Annotated in this window: 16 protein-coding genes; 11 read left to right on the plus strand and 5 right to left on the minus strand. The window is 70.7% G+C overall.

Annotated features, from left to right (window positions below):
- Nucleotides 1–359: 359 nt before the first annotated feature.
- Nucleotides 360–953, plus strand: a complete 594-nt coding sequence (locus tag AB0395_RS26020) for a hypothetical protein (RefSeq protein ID WP_366284862.1) — start codon at nt 360–362, stop codon at nt 951–953.
- A 239-nt stretch (nt 954–1,192) separates the two neighbouring features.
- Here the strand turns inward: AB0395_RS26020 and lanL are convergent, their stop codons facing one another.
- Both lanL and AB0395_RS26030 read right to left on the minus strand, forming a co-directional pair.
- Nucleotides 1,193–4,039: a class IV lanthionine synthetase LanL gene (gene lanL, locus AB0395_RS26025; protein WP_366284865.1), complete on the minus strand. Its 2,847-nt coding sequence runs from the start codon at nt 4,037–4,039 to the stop codon at nt 1,193–1,195.
- Between the two features lie 435 nt (nt 4,040–4,474).
- Entirely contained in the window at nt 4,475–5,206 is a 732-nt protein-coding gene (locus tag AB0395_RS26030; RefSeq protein WP_366284867.1) for a class I SAM-dependent methyltransferase, read from the minus strand.
- A gap of 210 nt (nt 5,207–5,416) precedes the next feature.
- Here AB0395_RS26030 and AB0395_RS26035 point away from each other — a divergent pair, with 210 nt between their 5' ends.
- A complete protein-coding gene (locus AB0395_RS26035; RefSeq protein WP_366284870.1) occupies nt 5,417–6,154 on the plus strand; it encodes a DUF3152 domain-containing protein in 738 nt (245 codons plus the stop codon).
- Nucleotides 6,155–6,181: 27 nt separating this feature from the next.
- Here the strand turns inward: AB0395_RS26035 and AB0395_RS26040 are convergent, their stop codons facing one another.
- Nucleotides 6,182–7,069, minus strand: a complete 888-nt coding sequence (locus tag AB0395_RS26040; protein WP_366284873.1) for a LysR family transcriptional regulator — start codon at nt 7,067–7,069, stop codon at nt 6,182–6,184.
- Between the two features lie 124 nt (nt 7,070–7,193).
- Between AB0395_RS26040 and AB0395_RS26045 the strand changes: the two genes are divergently transcribed.
- From AB0395_RS26045 to AB0395_RS26080, 8 genes are all read left to right on the plus strand, one after another.
- Nucleotides 7,194–8,135: an NADPH:quinone oxidoreductase family protein gene (locus AB0395_RS26045; RefSeq protein ID WP_366284875.1), complete on the plus strand. Its 942-nt coding sequence runs from the start codon at nt 7,194–7,196 to the stop codon at nt 8,133–8,135.
- Between the two features lie 140 nt (nt 8,136–8,275).
- Nucleotides 8,276–9,619, plus strand: a complete 1,344-nt coding sequence (gene gdhA, locus AB0395_RS26050; RefSeq protein WP_366284878.1) for an NADP-specific glutamate dehydrogenase — start codon at nt 8,276–8,278, stop codon at nt 9,617–9,619.
- Between the two features lie 89 nt (nt 9,620–9,708).
- A complete protein-coding gene (locus AB0395_RS26055; protein ID WP_366284881.1) occupies nt 9,709–10,023 on the plus strand; it encodes a glyoxalase/bleomycin resistance/dioxygenase family protein in 315 nt (104 codons plus the stop codon).
- Nucleotides 10,024–10,362: 339 nt separating this feature from the next.
- Entirely contained in the window at nt 10,363–11,823 is a 1,461-nt protein-coding gene (gene ngcE / locus AB0395_RS26060) for an N-acetylglucosamine/diacetylchitobiose ABC transporter substrate-binding protein (RefSeq protein WP_366284883.1), read from the plus strand.
- A gap of 3 nt (nt 11,824–11,826) precedes the next feature.
- Nucleotides 11,827–12,744 carry a sugar ABC transporter permease gene (locus AB0395_RS26065; RefSeq protein ID WP_366284886.1) on the plus strand — a complete coding sequence of 306 codons (918 nt, stop codon included), beginning with the start codon at nt 11,827–11,829 and terminating at the stop codon, nt 12,742–12,744.
- 2 nt (nt 12,745–12,746) lie between these two features.
- Nucleotides 12,747–13,640, plus strand: coding sequence for a carbohydrate ABC transporter permease (locus tag AB0395_RS26070; protein WP_366284889.1), 894 nt, complete (start codon nt 12,747–12,749; stop codon nt 13,638–13,640).
- Nucleotides 13,641–13,675: 35 nt separating this feature from the next.
- Nucleotides 13,676–14,905: an ROK family transcriptional regulator gene (locus tag AB0395_RS26075; protein ID WP_366284892.1), complete on the plus strand. Its 1,230-nt coding sequence runs from the start codon at nt 13,676–13,678 to the stop codon at nt 14,903–14,905.
- Between the two features lie 125 nt (nt 14,906–15,030).
- Nucleotides 15,031–15,873 carry a PIG-L deacetylase family protein gene (locus AB0395_RS26080; RefSeq protein WP_366284895.1) on the plus strand — a complete coding sequence of 281 codons (843 nt, stop codon included), beginning with the start codon at nt 15,031–15,033 and terminating at the stop codon, nt 15,871–15,873.
- Nucleotides 15,874–16,011: 138 nt separating this feature from the next.
- Here AB0395_RS26080 and AB0395_RS26085 read toward each other — a convergent pair whose 3' ends face one another.
- Nucleotides 16,012–16,461, minus strand: a complete 450-nt coding sequence (locus AB0395_RS26085; protein WP_366284898.1) for a hypothetical protein — start codon at nt 16,459–16,461, stop codon at nt 16,012–16,014.
- A 71-nt stretch (nt 16,462–16,532) separates the two neighbouring features.
- Entirely contained in the window at nt 16,533–16,706 is a 174-nt protein-coding gene (locus AB0395_RS26090; RefSeq protein ID WP_366284901.1) for a hypothetical protein, read from the minus strand.
- A gap of 325 nt (nt 16,707–17,031) precedes the next feature.
- On the opposite strand from AB0395_RS26090, the gene AB0395_RS26095 reads away from it, so the two are divergent.
- Nucleotides 17,032–17,997 (plus strand): sporulation protein, encoded by a 966-nt coding sequence (locus AB0395_RS26095; RefSeq protein ID WP_366284904.1) that lies wholly within the window; start codon nt 17,032–17,034, stop codon nt 17,995–17,997.
- Nucleotides 17,998–18,025: the final 28 nt, after the last annotated feature.

The raw sequence follows: 18,025 nt of genomic DNA on the forward strand, positions 1-18,025 counted from the left end.
GGGCGCCTCACCTCTTTTTGGCCGGTCGGCACGTGCCGACCGGCCGCGGCCCTGTCACGTTTTCGGCCGTCCGGCACGTGCCGGACGGCCCGCTCCCCTGTCACGGCCGTGACGTCCGGACGGGCCACCGAGCCCCTACGGCACTTACGCGCCGCCCCCCGCCGTTCCTACGGTCGTCTCGTCCGGCACGCACCGCCGCGGAACCGGCCGCCCCTCACAGACGGCGTCCGCGGCAACCGGCACCGCGTGGACCGCGCTCACGGCGCCGTGACCACACGAAAACCATGCCGTCCCGGAACCGGGACCGCGCGCCCGGACACCGCCCGTTCACCGAACCACACAGAAAAGGGGTTCCTCGGATGTCCATCTCCTGGCTGCTGCGCTTCGGCGCGGTCTGCGGGGTCCTCACCGGACTCTCTCTCGGCATACCCGGCGCGATCGAGACGTTCACCGGCGAGACCGCCGCGACGAGCTTCATCGCGGGCGTCGGAGCCACCTTCGCGGCGCCGGCGGTGACCGCCTTCCACCTCCGGCAGAGCGCCGCCGCCGGGCGCTTCGGCGCGATCGCGTACGCGGTGAACGTCCTGGGTCTGGGCCTGTTCGCCGGGGTCGCGTTCTCGCTGAACCTGGTGGTCTTCTTCCTCGACGAGACCGTCGCCGCCGAGCTGCTCAGGGGACCCACGAGGCTGGCGCTGCTCGGCTCCGTCGCGGTCTTCGTGCCGGGCGTCCTGCTGTTCGGCCTCGCGATGCTCAGGGCCCGGGTCCTGCCCTGGCCCGCCGCCGTGGGGTACGGGGTCTTCCTGCCGCTTCTCGCCCTGCTCGCGCCCCTGCCGGACACGCCGCTGATCAGCGGGATCCACCTGATGGCCTGTGTGTCGCTGATCTGGCTGTCCCTGTCGACGTGGTCGCGGGCCGGGGAGGCGCGGGTGGCGGTGCCCGCCGTACAGGTGTGACCCCGCCGGGCGGCCCGTGCGGCCGGCCGGCCCGGGGTCCCGCCTGCCCCGTGCGGGCAGGCGGGACCTGGCACCGGTCGCCGGTGCCGGTGGCCGGTCACCGGGGCATCCGGTGTCAGTTGTCGGTGCAGAACGGGTGGATGCGGCAGTTGGTCAGCCGGGCCGCCTCAGTGGCCGCGGGCTCACGCTCCTGCAGACCCTGAAGGTCCTGAACGTCGAAGGACATGCTTGTCACCTCCTCACGGGATCACGGCCGCGCCGGGCGCGGCGTCCTGTTTCCCTGGCGCCGCCTCCTGGGGGAAGGCGGCGAGTCCTGGCGGGCGGTCGCCGTGGGCCGCAACGACGTCGTCCAGCATCCACAGCCGCGCGTTCCGGTGGCGTAGCCGTAGGAGGAAGGCGAGGATGCCCGCCGTACCGCCGAGAAAGCCCGGGGGGACCTTGGAGAAGGGGTCGGGCACCAGCGACCTGCCCGAGCGGTTCACGGCTCTCGCCTCCAGGCACCGGGCCAGATCCTCCGCCCATCGGCGGTAGCGGTCGTCGCGGGTGAACTCGGCCATGTCGAGGAGGAACTCCCCTTCTCCCGGCAGGCCGTGGCAGGGCACGGAGCCGAGCTGCCAGCGGACGCGGTGCACGGCCTTGGCCGCCTTGGCCGCGAGGTCCAGCGCGTCGTGGTCACCCGTGGCCCTCCAGTAGCGGATCAGGAAGGAGCCGATCCCGGAGGATCCGCTACACCAGTGCGGCCTGCGCGGGCGGAGCGTCTCCGGCTCGTGCGGGAGGGTCGGCCACCACGCGGTGTCCCCGTCGACGTCCACGTGCTCACCGAGGGTGCGGGCGATCTCGTGCACACTCTCCATCCACTCGGGCCGTCCGAGAGCCTCCGCCGCGTAGAGCAGGGCGGTGCCGATGCCCGCGACGCCGTGCGCGAAGCCGAGATGGTTGGCTCCGGCGAGGCCGGAGTCGAACGACTCGGGGACGGGCCACTGCGGGTGCCCCTGCCGGTAGGAGCGGGCGTCGTGCAGGTGCTGGAACGCCTCGGCGGCCCGTTCACGGAGCGCGGGGTCCCCTGATCTGAGGGCCAGGCGCAGCAGTGTCATGCCGCAGCCCGCCAGCCCGTGCGTCACGTCAAGGATCGGGTGGCCGACCGGCAGCCGGTGAGCCGCCCGCAGCGCGAACTCCCCCGCCTCTGCGTCCCCTTCCGCCTCCGCGGCGTCGTGGAGCGCCCACAGGGCTCCCGAACGGCCGAAGTACAGGCCGGGGGGCCAGGCCTCCTCCTGCGCGAGGCGCCCGCGCAGCCACCGTGCGGCGAAGGCCGCGGCGGCGGCGACGTCCTGCCCGCCCTCGGTACGGCGGGCGAGGGTCAGGACGCCGAGGATTCCCGCCACGCCCGCGTTCACCGAGCACGGGTCCGCCTCGACGCCCTCCGTGACGTTCGGCCACGGCGACGGGCCGTCCTCACGGGGGTCCAGCGTCTCCACCAGGTGCGCGAGCCCGTCGGCGACGAGGTCGACCGTTGCGGGAGCGGCGCCCCTGAGGCGGGCGGGGGCGACGGGGGACCCCTGCTCGGCGGTGAGGGAGCGGTCCGCGTCGAGCGTGTCGAGGAACTCCCCGCACCTGTCCAGCGGCCAGCGCAGCTCGGGCTCGGCCATCAGGCCCGTCACGAGGGGCAGCAGCAGGGCCAGCGTCTCGTTGGCCGAGGCGACCTCCGCGACGTGACCGGCGACGCGCCGCCCCCGGGCGGGCCCGGTCACCTCGTCCTCGGCGAGTTGCGGAGCGGTGCCGGTCGCCAGGAAGTACGCCATCGCGCCGAGGGCGTAGAGGTCGGCCGCCGGGCCGGGCGCCGGCAGGAACCTGCCGCTGTGCGGCACCAGCTCGGGCGCGAGGAAGCCGGGGGTACCGCCGGTCATGACGGTGGTCCCGGGCACGGCGGCGTACTCCAGGTCGATGAGCTTGAGGCCGCCGCCGGGCGTGAGCATCACGTTGTCCGGTGAGAGGTCGCGCAGGACGTGGCCGTGGCGGTGGACGTCCCGTGTCCCCTCGACAAGACGGCGCAGGACGGGCAGCACCTGCGCGGCGCCGTGCCCGAAGCCGTCCCCGCCGAGGGGGCCCGCGTTCTGCTCGGACCAGTGCCGCAGCGTGGTCCCGGCGACGAGCTCCTCCGCGAGGAAGACGTGCCCTCCCTGCTCGAAGAAGTCCACCACGGCGGGCACGATCCCGGTGCCCGCGAGGGCGTCGAGGCGGGACCGCTCGAACGCGACACGGTCCCGGGCGTCCCTGCCACCGAGGTCGGAGGCCGCGTGCGGGCGTCCCTCCTTGACGATGACCTCCGCGCCGGTCACCCGGTCCTCCGCGACGTAGACGCCGCCCCTGTTCGCGTGCCGTACGGCTTCGCGGACCACGAAGCGCCCGTTCAGCACGACAGCGGACGGCTGTGCCCTCGTCGCCCTCGTCGCCCTCGTCGCCCTCGTCGCCCCCGTCCCCCGCCTCTCGCGGGACGGCGCCTCGAAGGGGGAGATCGCGAAGGGGGGCGGCGAGAACCTCGGCAGCCGCTCGTCGCGCACCAGCGTCCCCTCCGGCGTGCGCAGCCTGATCTCGTAGAACCCGTCGTTGCCGAGCGTCCTGTGCCCGCTGAAGGCTCCGTAGCGGTAGTGAACGATCCCGCCCTCCCGGTAGGGGCGGTCGGACAGGACGACCGGTCCGGGCAGTCCCACGGTGACACCGTCGAGCAGGGCGGCCAGCCGTACCGACTCGGCGTCGTCGAGCGGGTAGGCGGTGACGAACTTGCCCGCGCCCGCGCGAGGGCTGTGCGGGGCCGTCAGTTCCCAGTAGTCGCCCAGCCTGGCGGGGAACTTGAAGGCGCATCCCGCCTCGAGGAGCACGGGGGCGACGCGCGACAGCACGACAGGGGCGGAAAGCATCGTCGCCGACACGTGCAGCTTCCACCCCTGCGCGGGCATCGGGTACGCGACAGGGGTCACCTTGCACCAGAAGCTCTCGCCGTCGACCGACCACTCGCGGCCCGGCGTCCGCGCCAGCTCAGCGGCCACGATGTCGCGCAGGAGCGCCGGGTCGTCCGGACGAGTCTTCACGGAACCCCACCCTTCGGCTGTCACGGCTCAACGCCGCCGAGAGGAACATCACTGAAATCTCATTGACGACCGTTAAACGGCTATCGTTTCATATCCGGAGAAACGGATCACGCATTCTCGTGACCGAATTCGGCCACGGAGACACACCGCGCCCCGAATTCCCGCCCGCCGCCATCTCCGCATCACACACGGCGCGGGAAGCCGGGGTGAGACCTCGCCCGGCACCCGCCGCCACATCACAGGAAAGCAGGTTGCAGGCGCTCCGCACCGCGGAAAATTACTCATTCGAAAAAACGGATCATCGTCCGGCGGAAAACCACGCGACCGCCACGGCGAACCGGCAGTCACCTTCGGAGAAAAAATGACATATCCCCAAAATGGGAATATGTCATAAATCCCCCGCCCCTAAAGAGGAAATGCGCGGCAGGCGGTTCGTCACGGCAGCAGTCGGTAGAACCGCCAGAACCCGAAGTCGCGGATCGGCAGGACCTCGACGTCGCGGAAGCCCGCCTCCAGGGCGTAGCGGCGCAGGGTCGCGGGGCGCATGACGGTTCCGGTGCCCGCGGAGGGCCGGTGGGACAGGCCGTCGGGCAGGCAGATCAGCAGGCTGAACCCGTACAGCAGGCGCTCGGTCTCGTCCGCAGGGGCGGTGAAGGAGTCGGCCGCGGCCTCGTCCATGACGATCGCCGTGCCGCCCGGCCTGAGCGCGCGCCTGGCCGCGGCGAGCACGCCCACGGGGCGGGGCAGGTCGTGGAGACATTCGAAGGCGAAGACCGCGTCGTAGCGGTTCTCCTGAAGTGACTCCGCATCCCCTTCGCGGAAGGCGACGTCAAGCCCGGCCGCCTCGGCGTTGCGTCTGGCCAGCTCAATCGAGGGACCGTCGATGTCGACGCCCTCGACGACCGCCTCCGGATAGGACCTGGCCAGCGCGATGGTCGACCAGCCGCCGCCGCAGCCGACGTCGGCGAGGCGGGCGCCGGGGCGGCGCAGCACCGCGTCGAGGTCGGGCACCCCGGCGAGGGCTCCGGGGAGGGCGTGCTCGAACCAGGGCCGGTTCATCTCCGCCTGCGCCTCGCGCATGTCCGTCCCGAACGCGGCGATCGCGGCACCCATCAGGCGTTCGGCGAACTCCTCCGCGCTCGCCCCTGCGGTCGTCTGCGTGCTCATCGTGACCTCCGTCCCATCGCCGGCGCCCGATGTGGACGACGCGAGGGACGGCCCGCGGAGCGCCGCAGGGCCGCCCGGCCGTCAGATCCTCCCCGAGATGATCGGCGGGGCGATGGATAATAAGGTTTACGGCCTATGTCGAGGAACGTGAGGCTTAGCGAGCGTAAGCCCTTTTTATGGCTTCTTGCTGTCAGTATCTCAGTCACGCTCGTGGTCGGGGGCGGCGCCGTACTGACCGGTCATCCGGTCCAGGAACCCGACGAGCCCGAGCCGCCCGCCCTGCAGGCCCTCGGGCTGCCCGAGCCCGCGACGCCGACTCCGCCACCCGTGCCGACAGAGGAACCACGGGAGACGCGCCCGGAACGGACGTTCCTTCTCGCGAACGGGCGTCGGCAGCCGCGGCGGGTCTCCGTGCCCGAGTCGGCGAGCGGCCGTTACGGCGTCGTCGCGATCGACGCCCCGCCTCCCGCTCCTCCCCGAGGGCGCAGGGGCGGCAAGGTGATCCGCTACATCGTCGAGGTCGAGCGCGGGCTGCCGTTCAACGGGCGCGAGTTCGCCGACGAGGTGCACCGTATCCTCAACGACCGGCGGAGCTGGGGATTCCGGTTCCAGCGGGTGCGGCGAGGCCCGGTGAAGATCAGGGTCTCGCTGTCCAGCCCCGCGCTGACCGACCGGCGCTGCAGGCCGCTGGTCACCTTCGGCGCGCTGTCGTGCTGGAACCACGGGCGCGCGGTCATCAATGCGAAGCGGTGGAACGCGGGCGCCCGAGGGTACGGCCGTGACGTCGCCTCCTACCACGAGTACGTCATCAACCACGAGGTCGGCCACGGGCTCGGCCACGGCCACGTGCCGTGTCCCGGCCCCGGCAGGCGAGCCCCCGTGATGCTCCAGCAGACCAAGTCCCTGTACGGCTGCCGCCCCAACGCCTGGCCCTCACCGGGGCGCTGAGGCCTCCTGATCGCCGTGGCGACGCGCTCAGCTCGCCGCGGCGAACCGCTTGGCGCAGTAGGCCCTCAGCTCGCCGACCAGGTCACGGACGACGACCGAGCTCAGCATCTCCGAGGTGGTGACGTAGCCGACGTGCCGCATCGGCGGGTCTTCGTCGAGCTCCTCCATCGCGACCTTCGGCGGCGCGTCCACGAGGGTCAGCCTCGGGACGATCGCGGTGCCGAGGCCGTAGCCGACCATGGAGACCACGACCCCGTCGTCCTCGACCTGGATGTCGCTCGGCGGGATCCAGGCCTGCCTGGCCAGCCACAGCCTGGTCTCGGCCGAGCAGTTCTCATGCCAGTCGATCATCGGCAGGCTGCGCGGGCGGGGGTGTCCCGCGGGATAGGCGAGCACGTACGGCTCGGCGAACAGGTCACGGCCGATCAGGCCGTCAACCCTCGACGGGAGCGTGGCGATGCCGAGGTCGGCGTGGCCGTCCAGCACCTCCCCCGCGATGCCCCTGCCGATCTCCTGCACGATCCGGACGTCGACCGTGACCTTCGGGTAGCGCCTGGCGAACCGCGCGAGCACGGTGGGCAGCAGGTGGAAGGCAGCGCTACGGAACGCCGCGACCCTGATGGTCCCCGTCGTCTCCCCCGCGGAGACGGCGTGCGTCTCGGCCTTCATGACGTCCATGAGGCGCAGGATGCGCCGGGCGTGCCCGACCGCGGCGGATCCCGCGGCCGTCGGCTGGGCGCCGTTGCGGCCACGTCTGAACAGCACCGTGCCGATCTTGCGCTCGGCGGCCCTGACGGCGTGGGAGACCGCTGACTGGGTGAGACCGAGCTCCGTCGCGGCGGCGGAGAAGCCGCGCTCCCGCTCGACGGCGACCAGAACGCGCAGCTCGCCCGCCGTCAGATCCTCGTTGGTCACGCTGCAGACGTTATATGAACGTCCTTCATGGAAAACACGATCCCATGAACTCCGTCCCCTGGTTCCCTCTCATGGCGCTTTCTACGCTGACCGGCACAACCAACCGACGGACCAGAGGACACTCATGCGCGCCATCCAGATCACGCGTCTCGGCGGCCCGGAAACGCTGACCGAGACCGAGCTGCCCGACCCGGTGCCAGGCTCGGACGAGGTCCTGGTCGACGTCGAGGCCGCCGGGGTGAACTACGCCGACGCCGAGCGGATCGCCGGAACCTACCTTCCCCCGGATCTGCCGTTCATCCCCGGCAGCGAGGTCGTCGGGCGGACCGCGGACGGCCGCCGAGTTATGGGCCTGGCCGGGCATGGCTACGCGTCCAAGGCCCTGATCAGGGCGGACAACCTCGTCGAGCTGCCGGAGGAGGTCAGCGCGGGCGAGGTGCTGGCGCTGCTGATCCAGGGCCTGACCGCCTGGCACCTGCTGGGCACGGCGGCGCGGGTGCGCAAGGGCGAGAGCGTCGTGGTGAACTCCGCGGCGGGCGGTGTGGGGCACCTCGCGGTCCAGCTGGCCAAGGAACTCGGGGCGGCCAGGGTGATCGCGACCGCGTCGACCCGGGAGAAGCTCGACCTGGCGCTGAGCCTGGGCGCGGACGCGGCCGTCGACGGCGCAGCGGAGGGCTACGCGGAACGGGTGATCGAGGCCAACCTGGGCGAACGCGCCGATGTGATCCTGGACGCGGTCGGCGGCCCCGTGTTCGACGCCGCGCTCGGCGCGGTCGCCCCGTTCGGCCGCCTGATCAGCTACGGCACCGCCTCCCACCAGGACCCGAGCCCGGTCGACGTCGGCCGTCTCACCGAGACCAACATCTCAGTCGCGGGCTTCTGGATCCGGCCCCTGCTCGCCCACCCCAGCGGCTACCGGGCGCAGCTGAGCGAGTTGCTCGAACTCACCGCGACGGGCCGGATCCGGCCGATCGCGGGCGGCGAGTACGCCCTGTCCGACGCCAGAACGGCGCTGGAGGACATCCTCGCCCGCCGCACGACAGGCAAGATCGTTCTGCGTCCCTAGAGGTTCTCCCAGGTGGCCGGGGCGGTCGTCGCCCGGGGACGGGGCACCGGCCGCCTGCCTCTAAGGTGGGGCGGACGCACCGGCCGTCTCCCCCTAGGGTGGGGCGCAGAAACGCCTCCTGAGGGGTAGGGGATCATCTGATGCTGCACGAGCGACTGTCATCGATCTACGAGAACGTGCTGCGGCGCAACCCGGGCGAGATCGAGTTCCACCAGGCCGTCCGCGAGGTGCTGGAGAGCATAGGCCCGGTGCTCGGCAAGCACCCGGAGTACGCCGAGTCAAAGATCATCGAGCGGATCTGCGAGCCGGAACGGCAGATCATCTTCCGGGTCCCGTGGGAGGACGACCAGGGCGAGGTCCACATCAACCGGGGATTCAGGGTCGAGTTCAACAGCGCGCTCGGCCCCTACAAGGGCGGCCTGCGCTTCCACCCCTCGGTCTACCTCGGCATCGTCAAGTTCCTCGGTTTCGAGCAGATCTTCAAGAACAGCCTGACCGGCCTGCCGATCGGCGGGGGCAAGGGCGGCTCCGACTTCGACCCGAAGGGCCGCTCCGAGCGGGAGGTCATGCGGTTCTGCCAGAGCTTCATGACCGAGCTGTACCGCCACATCGGCGAGTACACCGACGTTCCCGCCGGTGACATCGGCGTCGGGCAGCGCGAGGTCGGATACCTGTTCGGCCAGTACAAGCGCGTCACCAACCGCTACGAGTCCGGTGTGATCACCGGCAAGGGACTCAGCTACGGCGGCGCGCAGGTCAGGACCGAGGCCACCGGGTACGGCTGCGCGTTCTTCGTCGACGAGATGCTGAAGGCACGCGGCACGTCGTTCGACGGCAAGCGCGTCGTGGTCTCCGGGTCGGGCAACGTCGCCGTCTACACAATCGAGAAGGTGCGGCAGCTCGGTGGCGTCGTGGTCGCCTGCTCCGACTCCTCCGGCTACGTCGTCGACGAGAAGGGCATCGACCTCGACCTGCTCAAGCGAGTCAAGCAGGTCGAGCGCCACCGGATGGACGTCTACGCCGAGCGTAGGGGCGGGGACGCGGTCTTCGTTCCCGGCCGGAGCATCTGGGAGGTGCCCTGCGAGGTGGCGATGCCGTCCGCGACCCAGAACGAGCTCACCGGCCGCGACGCCGAACTGCTCGTCGGCAACGGCTGCATCGCGGTCGGCGAGGGCGCCAACATGCCCACGACCCCGGAGGGAATCCGGATCTTCCAGGAGGCAGGCGTGGCCTTCGGGCCCGGCAAAGCCGCCAACGCGGGCGGGGTCGCGACCAGCGCGCTGGAGATGCAGCAGAACGCCAGCCGTGACTCCTGGACCTTCGAGTTCTCCGAGAACCGGCTGCAGCAGATCATGCGCGACATCCACGGCCGCTGCCTGCAGACCGCCGACGAGTACGGCATGCCGGGCGACTACGTGGCCGGCGCCAACATCGACGGGTTCAAGCGGGTCGCGGACGCGATGCTCGCGCTCGGCCTGATCTGAGGAACGCCTGACCCAGGTCTGCCGCCGAAGCCCGGAGGCGGCGGACCTCAGGTCCCGGGGACCGGAAAGACACTCACGGAGACAGGAACATGGCTCCGAGACCCACCCTGCTCGTGATCTACACCCCCGCCCTCGAGGCCTGCCGCGCCTTCTACGGCTCCCTCGGCCTGGACCTGCGGCCCGAGCGGCACGGCGAGGGTCCCCGGCACTACGCCGCCGTGCTCGGCGACGGGACCGTGTTCGAGATCTACCCGTCGACATCTCGGCGGACGACGGGCGCCCTGCGACTCGGCTTCGCCCTGGACCCCGGTTTCAGCCTGGACGGCACGACGCTGCCCTCCGGACGCCATCTGCTCCACGACCCCGACGGCCGGACGGTCGAGGTCCACATCCCACCGGCCTGAGCCGCCCGCCACCGCCCCGCTCCCGTCCCTCTCCTGCGGGCCCTTCATGGGGCCGCGTGGCGAAGCGCGGGCCGCGGGCCGTCCGCCCTCCCCCCTCTCCTTCCCGCACCTCCCCCGCCGTCCGGCCATTGACTCCGGACAGGGGAGGTGCTTAGGATCCCCGCTAACCGTCTAGAAAGTATCCAGACGGTTAGCTCCACGTGTCACCTCGATGACCGCCTCACCCGTGCGGTCGCAGAAGTGATCGCTGAACGGGTTCGCCGCCGCACACCGGCCGGGAGCCGTCATCCCGGGAGCGACATCCAGTCACACATCCGCGCTTCCCCCCAGGAGGACTTGATGTCCCAATCCACCGGCATGCCGAACGAGATGAACCGGCGGCAGCTCCTGCGCCGGATCGGCCTGACCGCCCTGGTCGCGGGACCGGGCGCCGGTCTGCTCAGCGCCTGCGCGACCGCAGGCAGCGGTGGCACAGCCGCACAGACTCCGGCAGCCTCCACCTCGGCCGCCGCGACCTCGGCGGCCAACCCGCTCGGTGTCGACCCCCGGAAGCCTCTGGAGGTGGTGATCTTCAATGGCGGCAACGGCGACGGCTACGCGACGGGGCTGCACCAGCCGCTGTACCGGAAGATGTATCCGCAGGCGGAGATCAAGCACGTCCCGACCCAGAAGATCGGTACCCAGCTGCGCCCGCGCTTCGTCAGCGGCGACGTCCCGGACGTGGTGAACAACTCCGGCCCCGAGGCGCTCGACATGGCGGCGCTGGCCGCCGAGGGCCACCTCACGGACCTGACCGCGCTCTTCGACGCCCCGTCGATCGACGATCCGGGAAAGAAGGTGCGCGACACACTGGTCGGCGGCGTCCTCGAGAACTCCCTGATCGACGGCGTCCCGCACGTGCTCAACTACACCGTCGCCCACCGCGCCCTGTGGTACAACGCCAAGCTCTTCGCAGCCAAGGGCTGGACGGTGCCCAAGACCTGGGACGACTTCCTCGCGCTCGGCGAGGAGACGAAGCGGGCGGGCATCACGCTCTTCGCCTATCCCGGGCAGGTCGGGCCGTTCTACCAGGTCTGGAACCTCGTCTACACGGCGGCGAAGATCGGCGGCAACCAGGTCATCATCGACATCGACAACCTCGCCGACGGCGCCTGGACCAGCCCTGCCGTCCTGTCCTCCGTCTCCGCCTGGGCCGACCTGCAGGCCAGGTACGGCGACAAGGCCTACTTCGGCCTGGACCACACTCAGACGCAGATCAAGCATCTGCAGGACAAGGTGGCCTTCTACCCCTGCGGCTCCTGGCTGGAGAACGAGATGGCCAAGGACAAGCCGGACTCCTTCGAATACGCCATCGCCCCGGTGCCGAGCGTCACCACCGCGGACAAGATGCCCGCCGAGGCCATCATGGTCGGGGTGAGCGAGGCGTTCTTCGCCTCCGCCAAGGGCCAGAACCCCGCGGGTGGCCTGGAGTACCTGCGGATCATGCTCTCCAGAGAGGGGGCCCGCGGCTACACCGAGAAGACCAAGAACCTCACCGTGGTCAACGGCGTCGCCGACGGCCTCGACCTTCCTCCCGCCGTGCGGAGCGCCGCACGGGCACAGGACGCGGCGGGCAAGAACACCATCACCGACGCCCGGTTCGAGAGCTGGTACAAGGAGCTGTTCGACTACTCCCAGACTCAGACGAACGCGGTCATGGCAGGCCGGATCACGCCCGAGCAGTTCTGCGCGAACATGCAGAAGAAGGCCGACGAGATCAAGAAGGACTCGTCGGTCTCCAAGCAGACGCGGAGCGCCTAGCCCATGCTCGCGCGACTGCGCACGTTCGGCTTCGTCGCCGGATTCCTCGTGGTACCGGCGGTGCTCTACGCGGCCTTCGTGATCAATCCGTACGTCCAGGCCTTCCAGATCGCGCTGACGGACTGGCGGGGCGTGTCACGCGCCCCCGGGTTCGTCGGACTGGAGAACTTCGCCCGTCTCTGGGACGACCAGGCGTTCTGGCAGGCTCTGCGCAACCACGGCGTGCTGCTGGTGACGCTGCCCCTCGTCACGATCGCCCTCGCGCTGTTCTTCGCCTACCTGCTCAACCTGGGTGGAGGCGGCGCGAGCGGGACGATGCGCGGGGTGCGCTGGTCGGGGTTCTACCGGGTGGTGTTCTTCCTGCCCCAGGTGCTCGCCGTCGCCGTCGTCGGCGTGCTGTTCAAGGCGGTCTACCGGCCCGACGAGAGCGGCGTCATCAACGGCGCCCTGATAAAGCTCGGCCTGGAGCCGGTCGGCTGGCTCACCGAGCCCGGCCTCGCCCTCTGGTCGATCATCGCGGTCATGGTCTGGCAGGCCGTCGGCTTCTACGTCGTGCTGTTCTCCGCGGGCATGGCCGCGATCCCCAGGGATGTCTTCGAGGCGGCGGCGCTGGACGGCGCGGGCCGGGTGCGGATGTTCCTGTCGATCACCCTGCCCCTGCTGTGGGACACCGTGCAGGTCGGCTGGGTCTATCTGGGCATCGCCGCCTTCGACGGCTTCGCGCTGGTGCAGGTGCTCTCGGTCGACCGGGGCGGCCCGGACGGCGCGACCACCGTGCTGCCCCTGGAGATCTGGAGGACCGCCTTCAGCTACTCGAAGTTCGGCTACGCCTCGGCGATGGGTGTGGCGCTGTTCTTCATGACCATCACGTTCGCGGCGCTGACCCTGCGTGTCACCCGCCGCGAGAGGATCGAGTTCTGACCGTGACGCTCACCACCGAGCCACCGCGCACCACACCCGCCGCCGTCACCCGCGAGTCCGGGCGCCCTCGCCTCAGGTTGCTCACCGGCCTCTCGCACGCCGCGCTGGTCGTGTGGGCCCTGCTGGTCGTGCTCCCGCTGCTGTGGACCCTGCTCGCGTCGTTCAAGGACAACACCGAGATCTTCGGGGACGCGCTGCAGCTGCCCGCCGAGCTGCGCTGGGACAACTGGGCCCGCGCCTGGGGCAGGGCGAACGTCGGCACCTACATGCTCAACACCGTGGTCGTCGTCGCCGCGGGCACCTTCGGGACCATGCTCTTCGGCTCGATGGCCGCCTACGTCCTGGCCCGCTACCGGTTTCCCGGCAACCGGCTGATCTACTACCTGTTCGTCTCCGGCATGGCCTTCCCCGTCTTCCTCGCCCTGGTGCCGCTCTTCTTCGTGGTCGACCAGGTCGGACTGCTGAACACCCACACCGGCCTGGTCCTCGTCTACATCGCCTACTCCCTGCCGTTCACGATCTTCTTCCTGGCCTCGTTCTTCAGAACGCTGCCCACCTCGGTCGCCGAGGCGGCGATGATCGACGGCGCGTCGCACGTCCGGACGTTCTTCCAGGTCATGCTGCCGATGGCCAAGCCCGGGCTGATCAGCATCACGATCTTCAACGTGCTCGGCCAGTGGAACCAGTACCTCCTGCCACTGGTGCTGCTCTCCGGCGCCAAGGACAAGTGGGTGATCACCCAGGGCATCGCCGACATCTCGACCATCGCCGGATACGAGGCCGACTGGCCCGCCCTGTTCGCCGCACTCAGCATGTCCATCATTCCGGTGGTGATCGTCTACGCCGTCTTCCAGCGTCAGATCCAGTCCGGGCTAACCTCGGGTGCGCTGAAGTAGCGATGATCCAGACCGCCCAGACAACGAGGATGAGCATGTCGTCCGGAAGCCCGCGTGTCCTGCGCACCCTGAACGAGCGCGCCACCCTGGAACTCCTGCTCCGCAGCGGGCCGCTCACCCGGGGGGAGCTGGAGAGCCTGACCGGCCTGTCGAAGGCCTCCGCGGCCGAGGTGCTGCGCCGGCTGGAGAGCGCCCGCCTGGTGAAGAAGGGGGGCCGCAAGCCGGGCAGCGCGGGACCGGCCGCGCACATGTGGGCACTGGACGGCTCCTGCTGCCACGTGGCCGGGGTCGACGTCACGGCGGAGGCCCTGGACGTGGCCGTCGCCGACCTGACGGGCCAGGTGGTCGGCGAGCACCGCATGGCCACCCCCGGCATCCACGATCCGATCGGCTCACTCGCCGTCGCGGTGGGAGAGGCCACGCGCGAGGCGGGACTGCGGACCGGAGACCTTGAGCAGATCGTCGTCGGGATGCCCGGTGTCGTCGACGTCGTCGGCGACCGGCTGGACGCGGTGATCCAGCTGCCCAGCTGGGAGCACGTGCACGACCTCGCCCCCCTGCGCGCGCGGCTCGGCAACGACCGCGTGCGCATGGAGAACGACGTGAACCTCGTCACGGTCGAGGAGATGGTCAAGGGCGCGGCCCGTGACGTGGAGAGCTTCGCGCTGTTCTGGCTGGGCCAGGGCATCGGCGCGGGTGTGGTGCTGAGGGGCGCCCTGTGGCGGGGCGCCACGGGGCGGGGCGGCGAGATCGGCTCCATCGTCGTCCCCGACCCGGTCGAGCGGGGCAGGGTGCTCGGCCCCGAGGGCGGCCCGCTCGACTCGATTCTCGGGGCGGATGCCGTACTGCGGCTCGCGCGGGCCCACGACCTCGCCACAGGTCCCGCGACGGGCGAGACGAAGGACACCGGAGCGGGCACGACAGCGGAAACGGCGGTGACCAGTGCCGTGGACGCCGTTCGCCAGGCCGTCGCCGACGGGCACACGGGCTTCCTCGAGGCGCTGGCCGCCAGGATGGCCGTCGGTGTCATCGCGATGGTCGGCGTCATCGACCCGGATCTGGTGGTGCTCGGCGGCTCGCTGTGCGCGGCGGGCGGCGAGGAGCTCCGCCGAATGGTCGCCGCCCGGCTGGCCGCCACCGCGCTCGCCCGCACCCCGCTGGTGCTCAGCACGGTCAGCGGCAACGCCGTACGGGCAGGCGCCGTCGAGTTCGCCCTGGACATCGCGCGCGAGCGGGTTTTCAAGGCCGGTACGGCAGGCCGCTGACGCGATGACCGCCCGCCTTCGCCGAACCGTTCCCCCGGAGGAGAACCGCGCCCGGGAAGCCGGGTCGGCGAGACAGCCTCCACGAAGTCCTGCCAACGAAGCCGTATCCATGAAGGAGAACAGGAATGTCGAAAGTCCTTGTCATCGGTGCCCATCCGGACGAGGCGGACATGTACGCCGGTGGAACCGCGGCGCTGCTGGCCCGCGCAGGCCACGCGGTGAAATTCGTGTCGCTGACCAACGGTGACGCGGGCCATTTCACGATGGAGCCGGTGCCGCTGGCCCGGCGCAGGGCCGGGGAGGCCGTGCGCGCGGCCGAGGCGCTCGGCGTGCTGGAGTACGAGATCCTCGACGTGCACGATGGTGAGCTCGAACCCTCCGTCGCGATGCGCAGAAAGGTGATCGAGCTGATCCGCGAGTGGCGGGCGGACGTGGTCGTCGCCCTGCACGGCGAGGGCCCCGGTCACCCGGACAACCGGGCGGCGGGACGTCTGGTGGCCGACGCGGTTGCCTTCTGCACGACGCCCAACGTGGTACCCGGCAGGCCCGCGCTGGAGCGCCAGCCGCTCTGCCTGCTCATGATGGACTACGCCACCCCGGGTTTTCACCGGCACGACATCGCGGTCGACGTCGACCCCGTGATCGACAGGAAGCTGGACGCCTGCGCGGCACATGCCTCGCAGTTCTTCGAGTACTCCCCGCAGGCGCGGGGACTCACCGCCCTGGTGCCCGCGGAGGACGCGGTCGAGGAGCGCCGCGCGTTCGTCCTCGCCAACTGGGAGGAGTTCATGATCGCGGATGACGGCATGCGCCCCGCCCTGGCCAAGCGGTACGGCGACGCGCACGCGCAGCGGGTCCGCCACGCGGAGACCTTCCAGCTCGCCGACTACGGCCGTACCGTGCCCGACGAGGAGCTGCCCCTGCTCCTCGACGTCTTCGGCGAGGGCCTGGCCGCCGGGGTCCGCTGAATCGGAGCACCCGGGTCATGTGAGGCGCCGCCCGCCTCGCGCGTGACCGTTGCCGGGCGGCCCCGCGGCCCCGCGGGCCCGCCCGCTGAGCCGTGCGGGCCGCCTTCCGCGTGCCCGTTCCCGCCTCCCGCGCCGCTCTCATCTGGGGCGCGGGCGGCTGCTCCACCTGGGTTTGCGGAACAGGTCGCGGCGCTCCAGGAGGTAGGCGAGCTTCGAGGCGGCGGTCCGCACCGCCTCCTCGTGCCGGTGCCGCTTGTCCGGGACGACACCGCTCCAGCGTTCGAGCAGGCGGGCCATCTCATCGGCGACCTCGCCGATCACGCGATAACGGGTCCCGAAGGCGTAGAGGTCGCCGTGGACCTCGTTCACCAGGTCCTCGTCGACTCCTCGGGTCAACGGCCTGATCTTCTTGAGGATGTCGGCGTCCATGGCCGCGGTGACCGGCGCGCGCCTGGCGTCTCCCTCGGGAACCATGATGAGCGCCCTGATCCTGGCCACGGCCAGGGCCCGCTCCGGCTGCGGGGTCGAGGGGTGCTCTGCGAGGTCGAGCAGGCGTCTGAGGGTCTCCTGTGTCTTGTCGTCGAACATGGAGGCCCGCTCCGCCCTTCTCGTCCTCGTGGCATGCCGTACAGGTGCGACCACATGCTATTCGACGGGGCTCACCCGGTGGCGGCCTTGCGGTGCGGGTAGACGTGCTCCAGCTCGTGGTCCACGGGCAGGACGCACCGGCGGCCGGCCTCGATATGGGAGCAGCGGGACGCGTCGAGCCGGCGTGGGAGCGGCCGCCCCTCTTCCTGCCCGGTTTCACCGTCTGCGGCAGGCTGGTGGGTCATGGGCGCGCATCCTCCTGTGACTGCCTGAACGGAACGCTCCAAACGGCGCCGGGCACGGGCACGGCCGCCGTGACCGGCGGGCGGGCCGTGCGCGAGGTCCGTGGAACCCGTGGAGTCAAGCAATCTATCTCCGCGGGTTCCGTGTGCCCAGGACCGGCGATTTGACGCCCCCCTGCTTGATCATTGTCAGGAATCGGCACCCATGGGCGGATATGTACCTTCACTGCCCGTTCTCATGCCCACCGACGCGCCCGCACGGGAACCAAGGTCGACGATCACTCGTTCGCCGTTTCGGTTACGTCACCACAACAGGAGAGAGATATCCGTGGTCTTCAAACGGCTGCTGGGAGCCTTCGGCATCGGAGGTCCCTCGGTGGACACCGTCCTGGCCGTGTCACACGTCTCGCCCGGCGGTTCCCTGAGCGGAGAGGTCCGGATCAAGGGCGGCGACTCCGACGCCGAGATCGAGTATGTCGGCCTCGCGCTGGTCACCAGGGTCGAGACGGAACACGAGGAGGGAGAGCACAGCGGCCTCGGGGAGTTCTTCCGCACGGAGGTCTCCGGCCCCTTCGTGCTGCGGGCGGGTGAGGAGCGCGCCATCCCGTTCGTGATCCCGGTGCCGTGGGAGACTCCGCTCACCCAGGTCGAGGGGGTGCCGCTGCACGGCATGGCGATGGGCGTCCGCACCGAGCTGTCGGTCGCCAGGGCCGTGGACAAGGGTGACCTCGACCCCTTCTCGGTCGCGGCCCTGCCCTCCCAGGAGGCCGTCCTGACGGCCTTCTCCCGGCTCGGCTTCCATTTCAGGGGCGCCGACCTGGAGACCGGCCACCTGTACGGAGTGTCGCAGCAGCTGCCGTTCTACCAGGAGATCGAGTTCCACCCGCCTGCCCAGTACGCGGGCCGGGTCAACGAGATCGAGCTGACCTTCGTCGCCTCCCCGTCGGGGCTTGAGGTCATCCTGGAGGCCGACAAGCGGGGTGGACACGGCTCGGACGACGCCTTCGGGCGTTTCCAGGTGACCCACGAGCAGGCCCTGCGGATCGACTGGGCCGGCGAGATCACCGGCTGGCTGAACGGCCTGGCCGGGCATCACGGCGGCCAGCACGGCCACTATGAGGAGCACGGCCACCACGGCGGCCACTATGACGGCCACCACGAGGAGCACGGCCACTACGGCGGCGGTGCGATCGCGGCGGCCGGGATCGCGGGCCTTGCGGGCGGGTTCCTCGCCGCCGAGGCGATCGACGAGATCGGCGACTTCTTCGAGGGCGACGAGGAAGAGGACGAGTGACCGCGGGGCGGGCCGCCCCGTCGGGGTG

The sequence above is a fragment of the Streptosporangium sp. NPDC051023 genome (assembly GCF_040689595.1).
Taxonomy (GTDB): Bacteria; Actinomycetota; Actinomycetes; order Streptosporangiales; family Streptosporangiaceae; genus Streptosporangium.